12 protein-coding genes are annotated in these 18,940 nt (G+C 63.7%); 6 read left to right on the top strand and 6 right to left on the bottom strand.

The window, feature by feature from the left end; all coding sequences use genetic code 11:
- Positions 1 to 2 precede the first annotated feature (2 nt).
- The gene (locus tag AADZ90_RS15295) at positions 3 to 2,057 is read right to left on the bottom strand and encodes a tripartite tricarboxylate transporter permease (protein ID WP_367310658.1); all 2,055 of its coding nucleotides are present in this window, start codon (positions 2,055 to 2,057) and stop codon (positions 3 to 5) included.
- Positions 2,058 to 2,130: 73 nt separating this feature from the next.
- A complete protein-coding gene (locus AADZ90_RS15290) occupies positions 2,131 to 3,231 on the bottom strand; it encodes a tricarboxylate transporter (protein ID WP_367310659.1) in 1,101 nt (366 codons plus the stop codon).
- Between the two features lie 127 nt (positions 3,232 to 3,358).
- On the opposite strand from AADZ90_RS15290, the gene AADZ90_RS15285 reads away from it, so the two are divergent.
- Both AADZ90_RS15285 and AADZ90_RS15280 read left to right on the top strand, forming a co-directional pair.
- Complete coding sequence (locus AADZ90_RS15285; protein WP_367310660.1) at positions 3,359 to 4,027, top strand: response regulator transcription factor; 669 nt, start codon at positions 3,359 to 3,361, stop codon at positions 4,025 to 4,027.
- Positions 4,027 to 5,403, top strand: a complete 1,377-nt coding sequence (locus AADZ90_RS15280; protein WP_367310661.1) for a sensor histidine kinase N-terminal domain-containing protein — start codon at positions 4,027 to 4,029, stop codon at positions 5,401 to 5,403. Before AADZ90_RS15285 ends, AADZ90_RS15280 begins: the two co-directional genes overlap by 1 nt.
- Positions 5,404 to 5,416: 13 nt before the next feature.
- On the opposite strand, the gene AADZ90_RS15275 is transcribed toward AADZ90_RS15280, so the two are convergent.
- Positions 5,417 to 6,427, bottom strand: a complete 1,011-nt coding sequence (locus AADZ90_RS15275) for an AbrB family transcriptional regulator (protein ID WP_367310662.1) — start codon at positions 6,425 to 6,427, stop codon at positions 5,417 to 5,419.
- Positions 6,428 to 6,989: 562 nt separating this feature from the next.
- Between AADZ90_RS15275 and gmd the strand changes: the two genes are divergently transcribed.
- The 3 genes from gmd (at position 6,990) to AADZ90_RS15260 (ending at position 11,733) form a co-directional block, all read left to right on the top strand.
- Positions 6,990 to 8,003, top strand: a complete 1,014-nt coding sequence (gmd, locus tag AADZ90_RS15270) for a GDP-mannose 4,6-dehydratase (protein WP_367310663.1) — start codon at positions 6,990 to 6,992, stop codon at positions 8,001 to 8,003.
- Between the two features lie 21 nt (positions 8,004 to 8,024).
- Positions 8,025 to 10,595, top strand: a complete 2,571-nt coding sequence (locus AADZ90_RS15265) for a glycosyltransferase (RefSeq protein WP_367310664.1) — start codon at positions 8,025 to 8,027, stop codon at positions 10,593 to 10,595.
- 211 nt (positions 10,596 to 10,806) lie between these two features.
- Positions 10,807 to 11,733 (top strand): sulfotransferase family 2 domain-containing protein, encoded by a 927-nt coding sequence (locus tag AADZ90_RS15260; RefSeq protein WP_367310665.1) that lies wholly within the window; start codon positions 10,807 to 10,809, stop codon positions 11,731 to 11,733.
- A 71-nt stretch (positions 11,734 to 11,804) separates the two neighbouring features.
- On the opposite strand, the gene AADZ90_RS15255 is transcribed toward AADZ90_RS15260, so the two are convergent.
- Positions 11,805 to 14,516 (bottom strand): DUF4214 domain-containing protein, encoded by a 2,712-nt coding sequence (locus tag AADZ90_RS15255; RefSeq protein ID WP_367310666.1) that lies wholly within the window; start codon positions 14,514 to 14,516, stop codon positions 11,805 to 11,807.
- 853 nt (positions 14,517 to 15,369) lie between these two features.
- Between AADZ90_RS15255 and AADZ90_RS15250 the strand changes: the two genes are divergently transcribed.
- A complete protein-coding gene (locus AADZ90_RS15250; protein WP_367310667.1) occupies positions 15,370 to 15,747 on the top strand; it encodes a hypothetical protein in 378 nt (125 codons plus the stop codon).
- A 7-nt stretch (positions 15,748 to 15,754) separates the two neighbouring features.
- On the opposite strand, the gene AADZ90_RS15245 is transcribed toward AADZ90_RS15250, so the two are convergent.
- On the bottom strand, positions 15,755 to 17,086 hold the full coding sequence (locus AADZ90_RS15245; RefSeq protein WP_367310668.1) for a sigma-54-dependent transcriptional regulator: 1,332 nt from the start codon (positions 17,084 to 17,086) through the stop codon (positions 15,755 to 15,757).
- Positions 17,083 to 18,909, bottom strand: coding sequence for a sensor histidine kinase (locus tag AADZ90_RS15240; RefSeq protein ID WP_367310669.1), 1,827 nt, complete (start codon positions 18,907 to 18,909; stop codon positions 17,083 to 17,085). Before AADZ90_RS15240 ends, AADZ90_RS15245 begins: the two co-directional genes overlap by 4 nt.
- Positions 18,910 to 18,940: the final 31 nt, after the last annotated feature.

The raw sequence follows: 18,940 nt of genomic DNA, 5'->3' as shown, positions 1-18,940 counted from the left end.
TTCTATCCCAGCGGCCAGGGAAGCGACACGGCGTCCTGCAACAGGCCTGCGGGGAAGTCTCGGTTGAGCGTGCCCGCGAGGAAGCAGATGAAGGCGATGCCAAGCGCGGTCAGTCCTGCGGCCCTGAGCCAGCTGAGCCCGCCCCGGACCCTAAGGAAGGTGACGAGGAAGATCGCGAGCGCGAGGATGAAGCCCAGAAGGTAGCTGAGGACCAAGAGCCCTGCGAACCAGGAGATCGTCTGCCAGAGGCCGTGGGGGGCATTCGCGTCCTCGCCGTCCGCTTCCCTGTCGGCGAAGGCGAGGTCGTCTTCGGGGGCGAGGAGCATCCGGGCCAGCAGCGCCAACAGGGAGATGATCCCGATGGTCGAGATCGTGAGCGGGAAGATTTTATCCGACATCAGATCGATTTGGTACGCGTCGATCCAGGCGAAGACACAGTAGCCGAGCATCGCGAGCGTGAAGATCACTGGCGCACGCTTCCGTCCGGTCGGAACGTTGCCCTCGGGCAGGATCTGCTTGGATTGCCGGATGCCGATGATGACGGACAGGACCGTCAGCACGATCAGCACGATGACGATGGGAGAGAAGATATATTCCAGCCCCTCCTCAAGGCTGCGCCGGAAACGGAAGCTTGCGATCTGGTGGGCGTTGTTGGCGAAGTTTTCGGCCTGGCTCGACAGGACGAAGCCAATCAGGAAGGCGGGGCGCGACCAGTCGAACCGGCGCAGGAGGATACCCAGAAGCCCGATCGCGAAGAGCGCCACCAGATCGCCGATGGACTGGCGGGACTGGAAGGCCGCGAAAGCGATCATCATGAAGAGGAACGGCGCCAGATAGGTGAAGCGGATCGTCGTCAGCCGTGCGATCCCGCCGGAGAGGAAGATACAGAGCCCCGCGCCGAAGACGTTGGCGATCGCGAGCGACCAGACGATCGTGTAGGTGATGTTCAGGTCGTTCTGGATCAGTTGCGGCCCAGCGTCATAGCCCAGAAGCGCCAGTCCGCCGATGAAGACGGCCATGGAGCCGGAACCCGGGATGCCGAAGATCAGGGTGGGGACGAGGCCGCCGCCCTCCTTGGCGTTGTTCGAGCTTTCGGGGCCGATCACGCCGCGGATATCGCCCGAGCCGAACTTGGTCTTGTCCTTGGCCGATTGAACCGTATGGCCGTAGGCGATCCAGTCGACGACCGATCCGCCAAGCCCCGGAATGACGCCTACGATCACACCGATCACCGCGCAGCGGACGGAGAGCCATTTATTGGCAAACCAGTCCTTGACCCCGTCGGTCCAGCCCTTGCCCAGTGTCGCATCCTTCGAGATGGAGCGGTCTTGACGTAGGAGCGAAATGATCTCGGGGATGGCGAAGATGCCGAGGCCCACGATGACGAGGGTTACGCCGTCGTTGAGGTATTGGTAGATGTTGTAGCGGATGTCGCCGGTATCGGCGAAGGCCCATTCCATCGGTACGATCCGCTCTGACCCGCCTGCACCCGCAGCGCCGATGGCGCCGACGAGCAGGCCGAGGCAGGCCGCGGCGAGCCCCTTGAGCGGCAGGCGGCCGGCGAGGATAGCGACCATCGAGAGGCCGAGGATTGTGATCATCAGCATCTCGGGCGTGCCGAAGGCCAGCACGATGGGCCGGGCGATCAGGACGAAGAACGTCAGTACCGTAGCGCCGAGGAGCCCGCCGAAGAGGGAGGAGATAAACGCCGCGGAAAGCGCCCGTGCAGCCTCGCCTTTGCGGGCCATGGGAAAGCCGTCGAGCACAGTCGCCTGGCTTGCTGAGGAGCCGGGGATGCCCATCAGGACGCTTGCGAAGGTGTCCGAGGTCGGGATCACCGCGATCAGCCCGACCATGAGCGCTAGGCCCGAGACCGGGTCCATCCCAAACATGAAGGGCAGGACGAGCGACAGCCCGGCGATACCGCCAAGGCCGGGGAAGACCCCCACAGACAGACCGAGCAACACACCGAGAACGAGAAAGCCGATCTGCTCCGGCTGGAGGATCAGTGAAAAGGCCTCCGCTAAGGCGGGGAGGGCCGTGGAGATCAGGTCCATCAAACTTCCGATAAAAGTGCGGCGATCCGGCCCCCGAGGGCCCGGATCGCCGCAGCGTTAGGCCGCGCGGGCGTCAGTTCAGCGTCACGCCATAGCGGTCGGCAAGCCAGTTCGTGACGAAGGTCTTCGCCTCGTCCGGCACGTTGGTGCCCTGTTCCAGAGTCGCTTCGGCAAGGTCGCCGGTCATCTGGGGGTAGATGCCGAGCGTACTTTCCGACAGCTCCGCAAAGTCCTCCCGCGCGAGAACGGCGTCGAAGGCGGCGGAATAGGTCGCGATGGCCTCTTCCGGGGCGCCCTTAGGCAGGAAGACCATCTTCTGCGCGGGGAAACCTGCGATGAAGAAGGCTTTCCACGCATCCCAGGCGTCGCCGCTGGTCTCGCAGCCCTCGGTCGCTTCGCAGACCTCCTTGAAGGTCGGGATGTCGGGGAAGGTCGGGTCACGGACGATGTTGCCATCAGCATCCAGCGCGCCCCAGGTCATCATCGGCACCGCCTGCCCGTTTTCGACCAGCGGCACGACGCCTGACAGATAGGAGGAGGACGTCTGATAGTCGATGTTGGCCTCGCCGCGTTCGAACATCAGGCGGCCGTCGCCGCGGCCCTTGATGCCGAAGATCGGCTCGACGCTCATCCCCAGCATCTCCCACGCGAGAAGCGGCACGAGGTCGAGCCGCGTGGCGCCCTGGCTTCCGTAGATGAAGTCGATGCCTTGCAGGTCGTCGGCATCCCCGTCGAATCGTTCAGCAAGGTCGGCAGGCAGGTAGGCGACGCCACCGGTGCCGGATGCGAGGACCACGTGCCAGTCGCCGTATTCGTAGCGGACGCGCGGGTCGTTCAGCAGGTAGGGAAACTGGGTCGAGCCGGACGTGCCAAAGATAACCGTGCCATCCTCGTAGGTCTGTTCCTGGAACCAGTTGGCGCCCTGGGTCGACCCCGCGCCGGGCATGAAGCGGACGACCACCGTGGGGTTGCCCGGCAGCGCTTCGGACAACAGCGGCGCATAGAAGTTGGCCCATTTTGCGGATCCGCCCGATTCCGAGAAGGGAATGACGAATTCCACGGTCTCTCCAGCAAGGTCGAGCCCGTGCCCCTCCGCTGCGGCACCGGTTGCGGCAAGCGAACAACCGATCAGCGCCGCTGCACCAACAGCACGCGTAACTTGTTGAGCTGACATGTTTTCCTCCGTTGGGATGCCAGCGCGATCGACTGGCGTTATTGTTGGTCCCGGCGGCCTCCGAATCCCCGAGACTCGCCTCAAAGTCGTACGAATACCTTTCACTGTCCTTGCGTTGGGAGCAAATATGCGCATCGCGGTCATCGAAGATAACGAGGCGCTGGCCCATGGCATCGCTTTCCGGATGCAGGATACGGGCCATGCTGTGGACCTTCTGCACCGCGGCGACGACGCGGCGCTACACCTGTCGCAGGAGGGGGCGGACCTCATCGTGCTCGACATCAACCTGCCCGGCAAGGACGGGCTGTCGCTGTTGCGGGAGTTGCGGGCGTCCGGCGACGACACGCCGGTGATCCTGCTGACCGCCCGGTCAGAGACGCAGGACCGGGTGATTGGGCTGGACGCGGGCGCCGACGACTACCTCGTGAAGCCCTTCGAGATGGACGAGCTGGACGCGCGGGTGCGGGCGCTGGCCCGCCGTCGGCATGAGACGTTGCGGCCATTAAAGAGGATTGGCACTGCGGAATACGACCCGATCGGGCGCCAGCTTCTCGTGGGGGGCGCAGCGATCGAGATCCCGCGCAAGGAGGTTGCCGTCTTTGAATGCCTGATGCGGACTCCGGGCCGGCTTGTGTCGAAGGCTGCGCTTGTCGACCATGTCTATGGCGTGGGCACAGATGTGGATGACAGTGTGATTGAGGTCTACGTCTCAAGATTGCGCAAGCGGCTGGCCGACTACGGGATTGTCATCAAGACGGCCCGCAGCCTTGGTTACTACATTGATATGTCACCATAATGCGGACGCCTTCCCTTCGTGTCCGGCTGCTCGCGGTCATTCTTGCGCCACTCATTGTCATTTCGGCGCTGGTAGGGATCTGGCGCTTCGTGGATGCCAGCCGGACAGCGGAGCGGCTGTTCGATAGGACGCTTCTGGCCGCGTCCTTCGCGATCGCCAAAGACGTGGTGACGACCGAGGGAGAAATGCTGTCGCAGACGACCTGGGACACGTTGAACGACGCGGCGGGCGGGCAGATCTATTACCATGTGAACGGCCCCGACGGCAGTTTCGTTATCGGCTATGCGACGCCGCCCGTGCCCCCGGCCGAGATCGATGCGCAGGATCCGGGACCCATTTTCTATAATTCTCAACACCTTGGCGAAGACGTGCGGGTTGTCCGTTTGCGCGAGGAGACGGATATGGGCTGGGTGTCAGGGCTCTCGACGGTCACGACGTGGCAGCGGATCGAGGCACGGCGGGCGTTTGCCTGGGATCTGGCGCGCAGGACCGTTGTCGTCATCACGATCCTTATCGGTTCGGTCGCTTTCGTCGTCTGGTTCGGCGTCCGCTACGGCTTGCGGCCCCTTGCCGATCTTCAATCAGCGATCGCAATGAGGTCTCCAGATGATCTAAGAGAGATCGCCCGTCCGGTTCCAAACGAAGTCGAGGGGATTGTTCGAACGCTCAACAGCCTCTTCAGTCAGGTGGAGCGGCAGATCTCTTCGAAAGATGCCTTCATCTCGGATGCCGCGCATCAGTTGCGCAATCCCGTGGCAGGTGTGTTGTCCCTTGCGGAGGCAGCGCGGGACGCAAAATCAGAGGCTTCGCGGCGGCAGCGAATCGCCCTGCTCGTCACGGCTGCCCGGCATACCAGCCGCCTCACGCAACAATTGCTGTCTTATGAAAGAGCGCGATATCAAGAACTTGGGTCGGATGACCCTCGGATCGACCTTGCCGAGATCTGCCGCGACGTGGCCGGGCGCAATCGTGGTTCTCTACAACCTCGCATCAGCTTGCACGTTATGGTGGACGGCGAGGCGTGGGTCCGGGGGGATGCGGCGATGATGGGGGAGGCGATTCAGAACCTCATCGATAACGCGGTCACCCACGGGAAGACGACGACCAAGGTGACGCTTGAGGTTTCGCGAAACGGACATCAGGTCAGGCTGACGCTGAGCGATGACGGGGAAGGCCTTGCTGCCAATGATTTCGACAAGGCGGTCGAGCGGTTTTCGCAGCTTGGAGACGGGCCTGGCAGCGGGTTGGGCCTTTCTATCGTCAAGGCGGTTTGTGACCGCCATGAGGGGGTGCTGACATTGGAGGAGGTTCCGCGTGGGACACGCATTTCGATGACTTTTCCGGCGGTGGAGGAGGTCGCGCTTGCGGCGGAATAGCCGACCCGAATATCTAGCGAAACCAGCGCTTTAGAAGCGGAGCGCCCAGGATCACCGTTGCGAGCCGGCAGACATGGTGGACTACCACGACGGCCACGTCGGCGCCTGTGACGATTGCGAGGATCACCATCTCGGCCTGGCCGCCGGGCGCAAAGGCGAGGAAGGCTTCAAGCGGAGGGGCGATGCCGAGGGTCATGACGGCCGCCGCGAAGACCGATCCAATCACCATGGCAAGCAGGGAGTAGATCAGCCCCGCAGCAACGAAGCGTCTGATTTCATTGAGGGAAATACCCACGTATTTCACCCCGACACCGAGGCCAATGAAGAACTGCGCAGCCACGATCGCCTCTTGCGGCGGGCGATAGGCAAGCATGCCCGCGAGGGAGGCTGCGGCGCCCAGCAGCATCGGCCCGAGGATTGCCGCCCCGGGCAGGCCGATCCGTGCGGCGAGCCACCAGCCGCCAAGTGCGAGGCCGACCATCAGGGCGAGCTGAGCGGGCGGGACGTTCAAGGCCGGAGTGCCGAAGGTGTCGCCGATCGTCATGTCGAAGCCGAAGGACAGCACGAACGGGATCGTGGCGACGATGGTCAGGACGCGGGTTGCGTGGATCAGGCTGAGGGCACGAACGTCGCCACCTGCGGCCTCTCCGAACAGCAGCATGTCCTGCAGGCCACCCGGCATCGCCGCGTAGTAGCTGGTCGCGGTGTCGAAGCGGTAAACCTTTTTGAACAAAGGAAAACCCATGACCGCGATGCACAGAATGAAGAGCGGAACCATCAGGACAGAGACGATCATCGAGCCCGCCTGGGTGAGGAGCGCAGGGGTGATCGTGGCGCCGATCGCGATGCCGAGGACGGTGCGCATCGCGTGGGAGGCGGGCATCCAGACGGTCAGCCTCACCCTCAGCAATGCTGCAATCAGGCAGGCGAACATGGGCCCCAGAAGCCAGGGCAAGGGCAGATGGGCGAGCTTGAAGACAGCGACACCGGCAAGCCCGATCAGAAGCGTCATGACCAGGTGCAAACGGCGCCTCCTTTCCGGATCGGTCTTAGATGGCTTGTGATATGGTATACAATGGAATGCAAAGGAGAGAAAGCACGTGTGGCGCCCGTAGCATGGAAGGGTGAACAATGTGTCTTTGGAGCGGGCGGGCGCGCGGGGCGGGCAGCGAGGGGTTGGGTACGAATCGGCTACTTTCGCTGGTTAATTCAGGAAAAGGGCCTGCGGCATTCGGGCGGCATCACGTCGGCATATGGTCGGAGGGGAAGGGCGGAACGCGCGGGGTTAACGCTGCGAGCGGAGAAAATCCGCGCAACGGCAAAGCGAAACTCCGGAAACGATAAAGCAATGCCGGATCAATTGTTTTTGGGCTATTTCGATCCCGGGCCGTAATCGGCGAAAAGGTCCACGCTGCGACAGGCTGAAAGCGTTCATCCTGAGATCTGGAATCGCGCTGCGCGCGAATTGCAGCCGCGGACAGTTTCACACTTTCACTCTTTCTTAACCTCGATCTTCCAGGGTCGCCTGGCGTGGGGACGCTGTGCTTGGCCACTATTTCCGGCGGGCTTTGGAGGGTGAGTAACAAGTGAAGAAAGTCTTTATTTCCGGCATTTCTGGGCAGGACGGCGCCTATCTTTCAAAGCTCCTGTTGGAAAAGGGCTATGAGGTTCATGGCGGCGTTCGGCGCATTTCGCACCCCGAAACCGTGCGGCTTGAGCATCTGGGCGTTCTGGACGATGTGCATCTCCACGACTTTGACCTTGCCGAGATGGCGGCGATCTGCCGGCTATTGCGCGAGGGTCAGTACGACGAGTTCTACAACCTCGCCGCGCAAAGCTTTGTCGGCTCGTCCTGGGAGCAGCCGCTTTATGCCGCCGACGTGAACGGGCTGGGGGTTGCCCGGATCCTGGACGCGATCCGCACCTTCTCGCCCCAGACACGGTTCTATCAGGCCTCGACATCGGAGATGTTCGGGCTTGTGCAGGCTGTGCCGCAGACCGAGACGACGCCGTTTCATCCGCGCTCTCCTTACGGTGTGGCCAAGGTCTATGGCCATTACATCACCGTAAATTACCGGGAGAGCTTTGGTCTGCACGCCTCGTCCGGGATCCTCTTCAATCACGAAAGTCCGCTGCGGGGGACCGAGTTCGTGACGCGCAAGATCACGAGGGGGCTGGCCAAGCTTGCCCGCGGAGGGAATGCACCCCTGATGCTTGGGAATATGGAGGCCCGGCGCGACTGGGGGTTTGCGGGCGACTACGTCGAAGGCATGTGGCGGATGCTGCAGCAGGGCGAAGCCTGCGATTACGTGCTGGCGACGGGCGTGACGACGAAGATCCGCGACTTCGTCGACTACGCGGCCCAAGCGCTTGGCCTTGACCTGACCTGGGACGGCGAAGGCGTAGACGAGACGGCGACCGACCGAAGGACGGGCAAGCGGATTGTCGAGATCAGCGAGAAATTCTTCCGCCCGGCCGAGGTTGATCTGTTGATCGGGGATGCCGCGAAAGCACGCGAAAAACTTGGGTGGCAGCCGAAAGTCGATGTGCGGGCCTTGGCCGAGATGATGGCGAAGTCCGACTATGACGCTCTGGGCTGACCGCGGGAGAGGATCCGAGACATGACAAGCAATTCATTGATGCGCCCGCCGGTTCTGAGCCGTTTCACAAACCCGGCGGAACGTGCTGTTCGGGTATTGAAGCGCCGGGCCAGTCAGGGGCCCTTTCAGGGCTACCTCGATGGCATTTCCCATGACGGTTTGATCCGTGGCTGGGTGGTGGACCGGGCGAGCCGGAGAGGCGGCATAAAGGTGGGGCTCTATGCCGGTGGGAGATTGCTGGAGGCGGTCATAGCCAATGTGCCGCGTGGCGACGTGCGGGATCTGACGCAAAGCGATGTTCTGTGCGGGTTCGAGCTTCCGCTTTCGGAAACCCTGTTGAAACGGATGCGAAAGGCCGGTGGGCCATACGAGATGCGGCCCGTCAGCAAGCCGCGCCACGTCATCGGAACGCTGGACATAGCCAGCCAGCAGGGCGAGCCAACCCATCCGGCCGAGCAGATTGCCGCGTGCCGGACAGTGCTTGGGGATGACCTGAACGCATTGCTGGATCTGTTGGCGGATCTGCCCGATAGGATGGCTGACTTGCCGCCTGCCTATCCTCCGAAGATGCCGCTGCACGAGACGCTCTTTTCGACGGCCCCGATTATGCCGGAGGCGCCGCAGAGCGGGCAGATCGCCTATATGGACAGCGCCCGTTTCAGGATGCGGCTCGACACGGTTTTTCCCGTCGAGGATGGCGTGGAGACCGGCGATCGGTACCTGCACTGGTACATCTCGAACTACCGCCGGAATGCCAAGATGCGCACGCCGCTGGGGCGCGAGGCGATCGAATATCTGAATGCGCCGCTCGTCATGGGCGCGCAGAAATTCACGCTCAGCCGGATCATGTGGTGGCGGATGACCAGCAGGCCGGAGCTCATGGCCAACCTCAATCTTGATGAACATTCGGAGTATCTGAAACTGCTTTATTGGTGGGCATGGCACGAGAGCGCCATGCTCTATTACGAAGATTGTCTGGTGCCCGAGCGCTTTGCGGATGTGTTGCGTGGCGTTCGATACGAACATCGGCTCGACGACTATCCGTTAAGTGCATTCATGCAGCTGTTCCTCGAAGAGACGCCGGCGCTGCAGTTTCTCAAAACCGGGAGTGCCGCGGACCGGAAGCTTCTGGCGCTTGTGCTGCTGGTCAAGAGCGCGCGGCGTCCCGATCTGCTGCGCTATCTTCCGCAGCGGGTCATCAAGGATCTGCTGGAGGCGGATGCGACGGGGCAGAGCGCGCTTTCGGCGTTCATCAGCGAGTTGACGGGGAGGCCTGTGCCGATCGGCCGCGCGCGTTTCACGGCGGCTTTGCGGAAGGTGGCGTTTGACGTGCCGAGCTACCGGTTCATGACATTCGATGCGTCCGGCAACCGGCTGGCCGCCGCGGCGATGCCCCGACCGGATGATGCGCCCGAGGGCGCGCGGGCGCCCGAAGTCGATGTGCAACTGATCGGCCCCCTTATGAAGACCTCGGGCCTTGGGCAGGCGACGCGGTTATCGGCGGATATTCTGCGTGCAACGGGGCTGGCAATGCGGGCGGTCGACTACGATCTGGACAATCCCGCGCCGGTCGGTTTCAGCTCGGAGACCGAGATTGACGAATATGGGCCGGCCAAGATCAACCTCATCCATCTGAACGCCGAATCCATTCCATTGGCCTTTGCCTACCAGCCCGACGTTTTCTCGGGCCGGTACAATATCGGCTATTTCTTCTGGGAGCTCGACCGGCCCGCCTATTGTCACTATCTGGCACTGGAATTGCTCGACGAGATCTGGGTGTCGAGCGATTACGGCGTCGAGATCTATACGAAGGATGCCAAGGGCAAACCTGCCGTCAACGTGGGCATGTGCTATGAAGAGACCCCCGAGATCAGCCGTGACGAGGCGCGGGACCTTCTGCGCGAGCGCTTTTTGATCGAGGACGGGTGTTTCGTGTGTCTCGTGGCGTTCGACAGCTATTCCTTCACGCAACGCAAGAATCCACTCGGCGCGATCGAGGCGTTTCAGGCGGCGTTCGACGGCGTCGAGAACGTACGGCTGATCCTGAAGACGCAGAACCGCGGCAACGTCTTTGACCCGGTGCAACTGCAGCACTGGGACAGGATCGATGCGTTCATCGCCTCTGATCCGAGAATTGTGCTGATGAACGAAACGTTGAGCTACCACGATCTGCTGCGGCTCAAGGCGGGATCGGATTGCTACATGTCGCTGCACAAGTCCGAGGGGTGGGGATTTGGCATGATCGAGGCCATGAACCTTGGCGTGCCGGTCGTCTGCACCGCGTATTCCGGCAACATGGAGTTCTGTAACGACGACACGGCCTGGCTGGTCGATTATGAAGAGGCGGCGCTGCAGCACGGCGATTACATCTTCGTGCGGCCGGGATCCAAATGGGTTGAGCCGGACCTTCCCCATGCCGCCCGGCAACTGCGCGCGGCCTATGACGATCCTGACGCCCGCGTGGCCAAGGTCGACGCTGCCCGAACTCTGATCCGCAAGTCGTTCTCACGCGAGGCGATTGCAGAGCGCTATGGCGCGCGACTGGGGGAGATCCTGGAGAAGCTCGAATCGTCCCGGCCGTCGATGGGATGAAGCATGCTGGATCGGAAGCGTCTCGCGTTTGGGCGGGGCAATGACCTTAGCGCTGCGGCAGTTTTGCCCGAGCTATACAGGGTGATTTGCTCAACGCTGGGAGTTCCGGGCGGAGCCCTGGCGAGATCTTTAGTCGGCTTGCGCTTCGGTGGTTGCAGATGCAGCGAGCCTGGCCTTTGACGATAAGCAAGCTAGGAATTGGCGTCCCGATATGAGCCTAAGTGATACTGAAATAGAGCTCGCCTACCGTCTTGTTCTGGGACGCTCGGCGTCGGAGCAGGAGCGGGCAACCATTGCCGGTCAGCACGAGACCCTCGGTTCGCTTCGCGACGCGTTTCTGCGATCCGGCGAGTTCGCGCTGAAGTTCCGGTCTCTGCAAGCCGAGGTGAGCCAAGCGATGGTGCCGGCGCTGGTCCATCTGCATATCCCGAAAACGGCTGGCTCTAGCCTGACGCAGGTGCTGCTTGATGGAGCAAAGCACGAACGCCGCTTTACCGTCGGCGACAACGATATCGGGCGGCTTGAGGCACTCTCCTTCCCGGAGCGCAGAGAGTTGCAGTTCATCTTTGGCCACCTGGCCCATGGGGTCCACGACCTTCTGCCTCAGCCGGTCATCTACATATGTGTCTTGCGCGAACCGGGCCCGCGGCTTCTGAGTTATTACCGGTATATCCATCGACGCACCGATCACCCGCTCCACGACGTTGTCGGCGGTCGCGGCATGTCGTTTGGGCAGTTCCTTGAATACGCCGCCGAGACGCCGACGGTGCGTATCGAAATGGACAACGGCCAGATGCGGTGTCTTGCCGGGAACAAGTCTGTCTCCGGATTGGGTCAGGAAAGTGCGCTCTTGCCGAAGGCGCTGCATAATGTCTTTTCGCCGAACCTCGTTTACGGGCTGACCGAGCACTTCGAGCACTTCATGGATCACCTCACGCGCCGCGGTTTCATCGAGGGCTATACTCCAACCGTCGAGAATGCTGCACCTGAGCCGGGACAGCTCGATGACGTCCTTCGGGACCTGACCGAGACTCAGCTGGCGCTCTTCAATGCTTTCAACATTTGGGATGCACATCTCTATGAGGTCTGCCGAAGTGTCTACTTCGCTGGATCTCAGTCCGAGATCATCCAAGGGTAATCCGCACCATCTTCGGCATCATGCTGTGATCACCTGCCGGAGCATGTCTGGATGCATCGGCATGGGACGGGTCAGAGCATGATCATGTCGTCGTTCACAATGTCGATGCTGGTGTTCAGGAACACAATCGTCACGCCTGCATCGGAGAAGTGCAGGTCCTTTCCGCTTTGCTCCATATTGGCCCGCACATCGTCGGCCGACCCATAGCCAAAATCGGTGAAAGACAGGACGTCCCAGGCCTCCAACTCGACGACGGTATGGGATCCCGCAGTGGCGGCTGAGAAATTGAACTTATCCACCCCGAGCCCGCCAGACAGGACGTTCTCGCCAGCGCCTCCATGAAGCACATCGTCCATCCCGTGGGATCGCATCCAGTCGATGAGGTCGGGTTCGGTGCGGTTCACGAACTCGGCACTTCGGGCAAGGGCGCCGACGGCTTCGGCGCGCGGCATACCGGCGTCAAGGCGGCCAAGCCAGGTGGCAAGCCCTTCCGCGTCCGGCTCGCGTTCCAGCACGTTGCGATAGAGCAGGGTGATGAATTCTGTATCGGTCGTTTCGCCGTACCGCCTTTGGAATTCGGCGGATGCGACGAAACGGCCTGCAGCCTCCTCATAGCCCATGCCATCGGCAAGCCGCTTGGTCCATGTCTCGAACCCGCCCAGATCGGGTTCCCGGTTGAGCGTCGCGCGATACAGTCGGAAGATCTCATCCGATCCTGCCGCCTGAAGGGCGCTTTCGCTGACCGTCAGGGATAGGGTTTCGGTCTTGTCGACGAATTCCTGGCTTTCCGAGAAGCCGAGGGCGACCTCTGACCGGGTTGGCCCGGAATCGAGATGTCTGACCCAATGGGCAAGCCCGCTCGGGTCCGGGTTACGGCCGAGGACATTGTTGTAGAGGAGCGTGATGAATTCTTCACTACTCGTCGCCCCGTAGACCCGTTGAAATTCAGCCGATGCCACGAAACGTGCGGCGATATCGCTGAGGTCCAGCTCGCCGCTTTCGAGCTTGTCGAACCAGTGGATCAGACCGTCCACGTCGGGCCTGCGGCCCAGGATGCCTTGGTAGAGCCGGAAGATGGCCGCCGTTTCGCTATCGAATGCGGGATCGATGCTTTCGGCGATGAGCAGGTCATTGCCGTCATCGCCAAGCAGCACGTCGGTACCGCCGCGCCCTTCGAGGCGGTCATTGCCGCTGCCACCATCGAGGAGCTCACCATCCGCGGTGCCCGATACCGTCTGGTCTGTCGGGTCCAGCGGCGCGGCTATAACGTGGTCGAGGTCGCGCAGGTCTTCCAGGTTGAAATCTTCGGCGGTGAGCGACCGGCCGTCGGCGCTTTCGATCAGCAGGCGCTCGTCGCCGAGGCGCAGCTCGGCGCCGGTGGTGGTTTCGGTGATCTCCAGCCCGCGGAGAATGTAGGCCAGGCCCAATTGCGACAGGTCGATACGGTCGACGCCCGCTTCGAAATCCTCGATCCGATCGGTCTGGCCGTCGGCGCTGAGTACAAAGAGATCTGCCCCGTTGCCGCCGATCAGGGTGTCCTCGCCCGCGCCGTCGAGGAGGATGTCGTCGCCGTCGTTCCCGTAGAGCGTGTCGCGCCCGTCGCCGCCGAGGATCTGGTCGCGTCCGGCAGTGCCCTGGACGGTGCCGCCGGTGCTGGCGCGGATTTCGACGATGCCGATCTGGCCCAGATCGGCCTCCAGGTGGGTGATGGCCATGCCACCTTCGCTGAGGCTGCTTTCCGCCTCGCCGGCGATGAAGAGTTGCAGCGACCGGTCGGACGGGCCGCCGGTGAGCCCGAGGTCCAAAGCCGTGGGGTCGGCAAGAGCGGTGTCGAGCGTGTCCTCTTGGGTGGCGACATGGACGAGGCGGCCGTTGGGCAGGAGTGTGAAGAGGGTGACGCCGTCGTCACTGCCGCCTGCGGCGACGTAGATCTGGCCGTCGACGGTGATGGTCTCGAGCGGGCCGTGGCCGGCGAAGCGTGTCGTCTGGTCATCGTTGATCTGGTCGGTGACGGTCATCGAGCCGTCGGTGTTCAGAGCGACGACGGAGATCGCGCCGGAGGCGCCGACGAGGGCGAAGGTCTGCCCATTGATGTCAACGAGTTCGATCTCGGTTGCGGTGTTGAAAAACAGGCCGTCTTCCTGGTTGATCCGGTAGAGAGGTTCCAGTTCGCCGTCTGGCCCGAGGGCGAAGGTGGTGAGGGCGGGGGTCCCTGCCTCGGCGATGACGATGATGGTGCGCCCGCCGATTTCGGCGCTGTCGAGAGCGAAGACATCGTTGCTGTCGAACGCGCTCGCGGCGATTGTTTGGTCAACCGGATCAAGGGTTTGGCCGTCGAGCCGCCAGACGGAGAGGCTGTCCGCGTCGCGGCTGCTGGCGATCATGTAGGTGTTGCCGCCCGTGGTGACGAAATGGCTGGCGATGGGGGTGGAGGCCCCATCCGCCATGGTCAGATCGAAGCGGTTGCCGAGGCTGCCGTCGGGTTCGATCCAGCGCCCTTCCACAATTCCGTCGGCCCGCCCGGTGGTGAGGAGGGCGGGGGTGCCGTTGATATCGATCATATGCAGCTGCAGCGGTGCCGGATGACCGGATGGCGGATTGCCGAGATCGGCGTCTAACAGGCTGAAATCAGGAGATATTTCAAGGGCTCTCACGCCGCCGTCGCCGCGGCCGGTGCTGTAGACCTGCAGGCCGGTGCCGTTGTCGCGGACCAGAAGATCGCTGAGCCCGGCCATGGAGGCGGCGCTGTCGCCGGCCCAGGTGCCGTGGTGTATGAGTTTCATGTCCTAGCCCCGTGCATGATCCCAGGGGCGGAAGACTTGGGGATGTGTGTGGCGCGCGATAGCGCAGCGGTGTGGCGAAAACGTGTTTTAAAACAATATGTTGTCTAAGATTTTCGACGTATTGCGCCGGCTTTTCCGTGGACCGGTGAACGGGATGCTGCCATGGACGTTGACGAGATGTGTGGGCTGCGTGCGGTGTGTCTGGCGGGCACACCTGCACGGCACCTGCGAATCGCATGTTAATGCAGGCATGGCAGGGTGGAGCGGTGATGCGGCATCCGGGCGGCATCACGTCGGCATCTGGTCGGAGGGGGCGGTTCGGTTTCGCGCGGTTAACGGAGCGGACGATGTGATCCGGCGCAATGGTGCAGCGGACCGATCGACGTGCGCTTATAGGACCGGTGATGTCGCGGAACGCTGGTCGGCCCGCTCTTAGATGCAGGAGAGCTCGCCATTTTCGGAGAGCGGCGGCTCGGCGCTCCCTTGCGGGCGCTTCTCGCTTGGGGCCGAAGAACGCCCGCAAGGGAGTGATGAGGGGCTCGTCAGAGGTGGCGCAGTCGAAGCTGGGGGTGTCGGCCCGGCTGAGGGCCGCGCTGAAGACGGCGGGATGAGAGGTGTCGTTACGGGACGTCCCTGTCCGATGAGCCCGGATTATCAATCTATGCGATAATATGCGGGCGGTGATGTGTTGGAATCCATCAGCTTTGTTTTGTGGGGCTTTAGTCGGAAGAGTTCGGCGGGATAGTGCCTGAATCATGACGCGAAGGTGCGTTTTCGCATTGAATATGCAACTTTTGCGAGAAGCGCTTTGCCCGTCGCGGCAGGGCGTCCGGCAACCCGAGGGAGAAAGCCCATGCGTTATCTGTTGACCGTGATACCCGTTGCCCTGCTGGCCGCGTGTGATCTGCCTGAGCCGTCGGAGACGATGATCAGCGCGCAGGCCAACGTCTCTCCCTCCTATCGGCAGGGGTTCGATGACGGGTGCCATTCGGGGCGGCAGGCGGCCGGATCGCTGTTCGATCAGTTCCGCAAGGATCTGGCGCGGTTCAATTCGGACAGGGAATATGCGCAGGGCTGGTCGGACGCGTTCCGGCAATGCGAGACGCAGCAGGAAGCGGAGGATCGCAGGATCCGGTCAGCGGCGACGATCGACGCGATCCAGCAAACGAACGACAACCGGTTCGACCGCGTGCTGCGGGGGATCGATACGTCGGGGCTGGAAGGGCTTTGACCGGCGGTCATTCGTCTGCGTCAGGGAGGAAGTCGTCGCGGTCGAGGCCGTGGCGCTGCATCTTCTCGTAGAGCGTGCGCCGGGACATGCCGAGCGCCTCGTAAGTGGGGCGGAGGCGCCCCCCATTCGCGGCGATGGCGGCGGTGATGAGCGCCTTTTCGTGCGCCGCCATCTGGTCGGCGAAGGGGGCGGGGGCATTCGCCGGGGCCGCAAAGTCGAGGTCGAGGTCGAGGACGTAGCGGTCGGCCATGTTGGCCAGCTCGCGCACGTTGCCGGGCCAGTCGCGCGCAGCGAGGCTGAGGAGCAGGTGGCCCGGCGGCAGGGGGGCGCGGCGATTGTGGCGGAGCGCGGCCTCGGCACAGAGTTCGGTGAAGAGGGCGGGGATATCCTCGCGCCGGTCGGAAAGCGGCGGGATGCGGATCTGCGCGGTGTTGAGCAGGTAGTAGAGGTCGGAGCGGAAGGTGCCGCTCGCGATCCGGTCCTGCAGGTCGCCTTTGGCGATGGCGATCACGCGGATATCCAGCGGATAGGGGTCGTTGGAGCCCAGCCGAGTGACGGTGCGGTGCTGCAGGACGTGCAGGAGCTTTGGCTGAAGGTCGACGGGGAGGCTATCGATCTCATCCAGGCAAAGGATGCCGTGATTGGCGTGTTCGATCTTGCCGAAGCGCGCGCGGAGCGCGCCGGGGAAGGCGCCGGGTTCGTGGCCGAAGAGTTCGTTTTCGATCAGGTGGGCGGGCAGGGCGCCGCAGCTGAGGTGGATGAAGGGCCGGTCGGCGCGGGTGCCGAGGCTGTGGAGCAGCCGGGCCGCGCGTTCCTTGCCGGTGCCGGTGTCCCCGGTGATGAGGACGTCGACATCGGCCGCAGCGAGCGCCTGGATGCGGCGGGCGGCGTCGGCCATGGCGGGGCTGCGGGTGATGAGGCGGGTATCCGTCCGGGGGGCGAGGGCCTGGCGCAGGGCGCGGTTTTCCAGCGTCAGGCGGCGCTTGTCCCTGGCCCGGCGGATGCGGTCGATCAGGTCGGCGGGTTCGAACGGTTTCTGGACGAAATCGTAGGCGCCGTTCTGCATGCAGGCGACGGCGAGGTCGACGTCGCCATGGCCCGTGATGAGGATGACCGGGAAGTCTGGATCGATCTGGAGGACCTGTTTCATCAGCTCGGTCCCGTCCATGCCGGGCATGCGGATATCGGTGACGAGGACGGCATCGGTGGCGCGGCCGATTTCGGCGATGGCCGTCTGCGCGCTGTCGAAGCAGCGGTGGGGCAGGTCGGCGAGGTCGAAGGCCTGGGCCATGGCGAGGCGGATATGCTCCTCGTCGTCGACGAAAAGGGTCGTGGTCATGCCGGGGCCGCCTCTTGCGCGATGCGGGCGCGTTTGAGGTGGATCGTGAACTCGGCGCCGCCGTCCGGATGGGTGCGGGCGGTGAGGTCGCCGCCGAAATCCTGGATGATGTTGTAGGAGATCGAGAGGCCGAGCCCAAGACCGCGGCCGTCCGGGCGGGCGGAGAAGAAGGGTTCGAACAGCTTGTCGGCGGCGTCCGGGTCGAGGCCGGGGCCCTGGTCGCGGATGGCGATGGTCAGCGCGTCTTGCGTTGCCCCGACGGTGATCCCAATGCGGGGGCGGTCGGCGTCGGGCATGGCCGAGACAGCGTTCGTGAGGATGTTGACGAGGACCTGTTCGAGGCGGACCTCGCCGCCGAGGGTCCAGAGGGGTTCGTCGGGTTTGGTGACGTCGACGGCGATGTCGTGGGTGCGGAATTCGGGCGCCATCAGCTCGAGGGCGTGGGTGAGGGCGCGGCCAACCTCGACCGGGCCGAGGTTGTCGCCGGGACGGCGGGCGAAGTTCAGCAGATGGGTCGAGATGCGGGAGACGCGGTTGGTCATCTGGGAGATGCGCAGGACGTTTTCGCGGGCCTCGCCCGGGCGGTCGCGGTCGAGATAGGCGGCGGCGTTGGCGGCGTAGGATTTGATCGCGGCGAGCGGCTGGTTGATTTCGTGCGAGAGGGCGGCGGACATCTTGCCCAAGGCCGCGAGTTTGCCCGCCTGGACGAGGTGCTGCTGGGTTTCCCGGAGCTGGTTTTCGGCCCGCTTGCGGTCGTCGACCTCGCGCTTGAGTTCGGCGGTGCGTTCCTGGACGCGGATTTCGAGCCGTTCGAGATCCTGCTGAGCGAGGCGTTCAAGCTCGCGGCGGCGGGCGATGCGTTGCAGGAGCAGTGTGAGGAGGAGGACAAGGGCGAGGGCGGCGGCGGCCCAGCTGGCGAGGATCTCCAGCGCGCGGGTCTGGAGCGGCGCCAGCGGCTTGAGCACGATGGCGTGCCAGCCAGGAAGCGCGACGGGTTCGGAGGAGACGAGGAAGCCTTCTGCGGCGTCCCCGTCGCCCAGGGCGATCTGAACGACGCCGCCCGACAGCGGGCTGATTGTGGGGTTGAGATAGGCGAGGCGGGACAGCGGCACCTGGCGCGTCTCGGCGATTTCGGCACGCAGGCCGTCGGAGAGGGGGGTGAGGGAGGTGAAGATCCAGTCCGGGCGGCTTGCCATGAAGATGAGGCCGTTGCCGTCGGCGACGGCGACCCCGCCCGAGAGGTGCGACCAGCTGTCCTCGATCCCGTCCACGGTGACCTTGACGGCGACGACACCGATCACGTCGATCCCGTCGAGGACGGGGGCCGAGAAGAAGAGGCCGCGCTGGCCGGAGGTGGTGCCGAGCGCGTGGAAGAAGGCGGCGCGGCCCCGGGCGGCCTGCCGGAAGTAGGGCCGGTAGCTGAAGTTGCGGCCGAGGAAGCTGTCGTCGCGGCGGTAATTGCTGGTGGCGATCGTGGTGCCGGTGAGGTCCATCAGGTAGATGTCGGAGGCGCCGGTGGCGCGGGCGGCGAGGCGCAGGCGTTCGTTGGCATAGAGGATCTGGGTGCGGTTCTGCGGGTCGGCCAGGGCGCTGCGCAGGTCGGGGCGTTCGGCGACAAGCTCGGGGATCGGGTCGAAGCGGCGGACCAGCTGGTCGACGGCCTGTACGACGAGGCCGAGGGTGACGGTGTTGTCCTGTTCGGCCTGGCGCGACAGCCGCTCTTCGATCCGGGGCAGGGCGGCGAGGCAGCCGAGCGCCAGCACGAGAAGGGCCGTGAGCGCGAAGGCGTGCCGCCGGGCGGGAGCGAGGGGGCGTGACGTCATGGGGGTATCGTGGCCCGGGAATGCGGCCCGG

The organism is Aestuariibius violaceus, assembly GCF_040779325.2.
Classification (GTDB): domain Bacteria; phylum Pseudomonadota; class Alphaproteobacteria; order Rhodobacterales; family Rhodobacteraceae; genus Aestuariibius; species Aestuariibius violaceus.
Note: the sequence above shows the minus strand (reverse complement) of the source record. Positions and strands in the feature narration are given on the sequence as shown.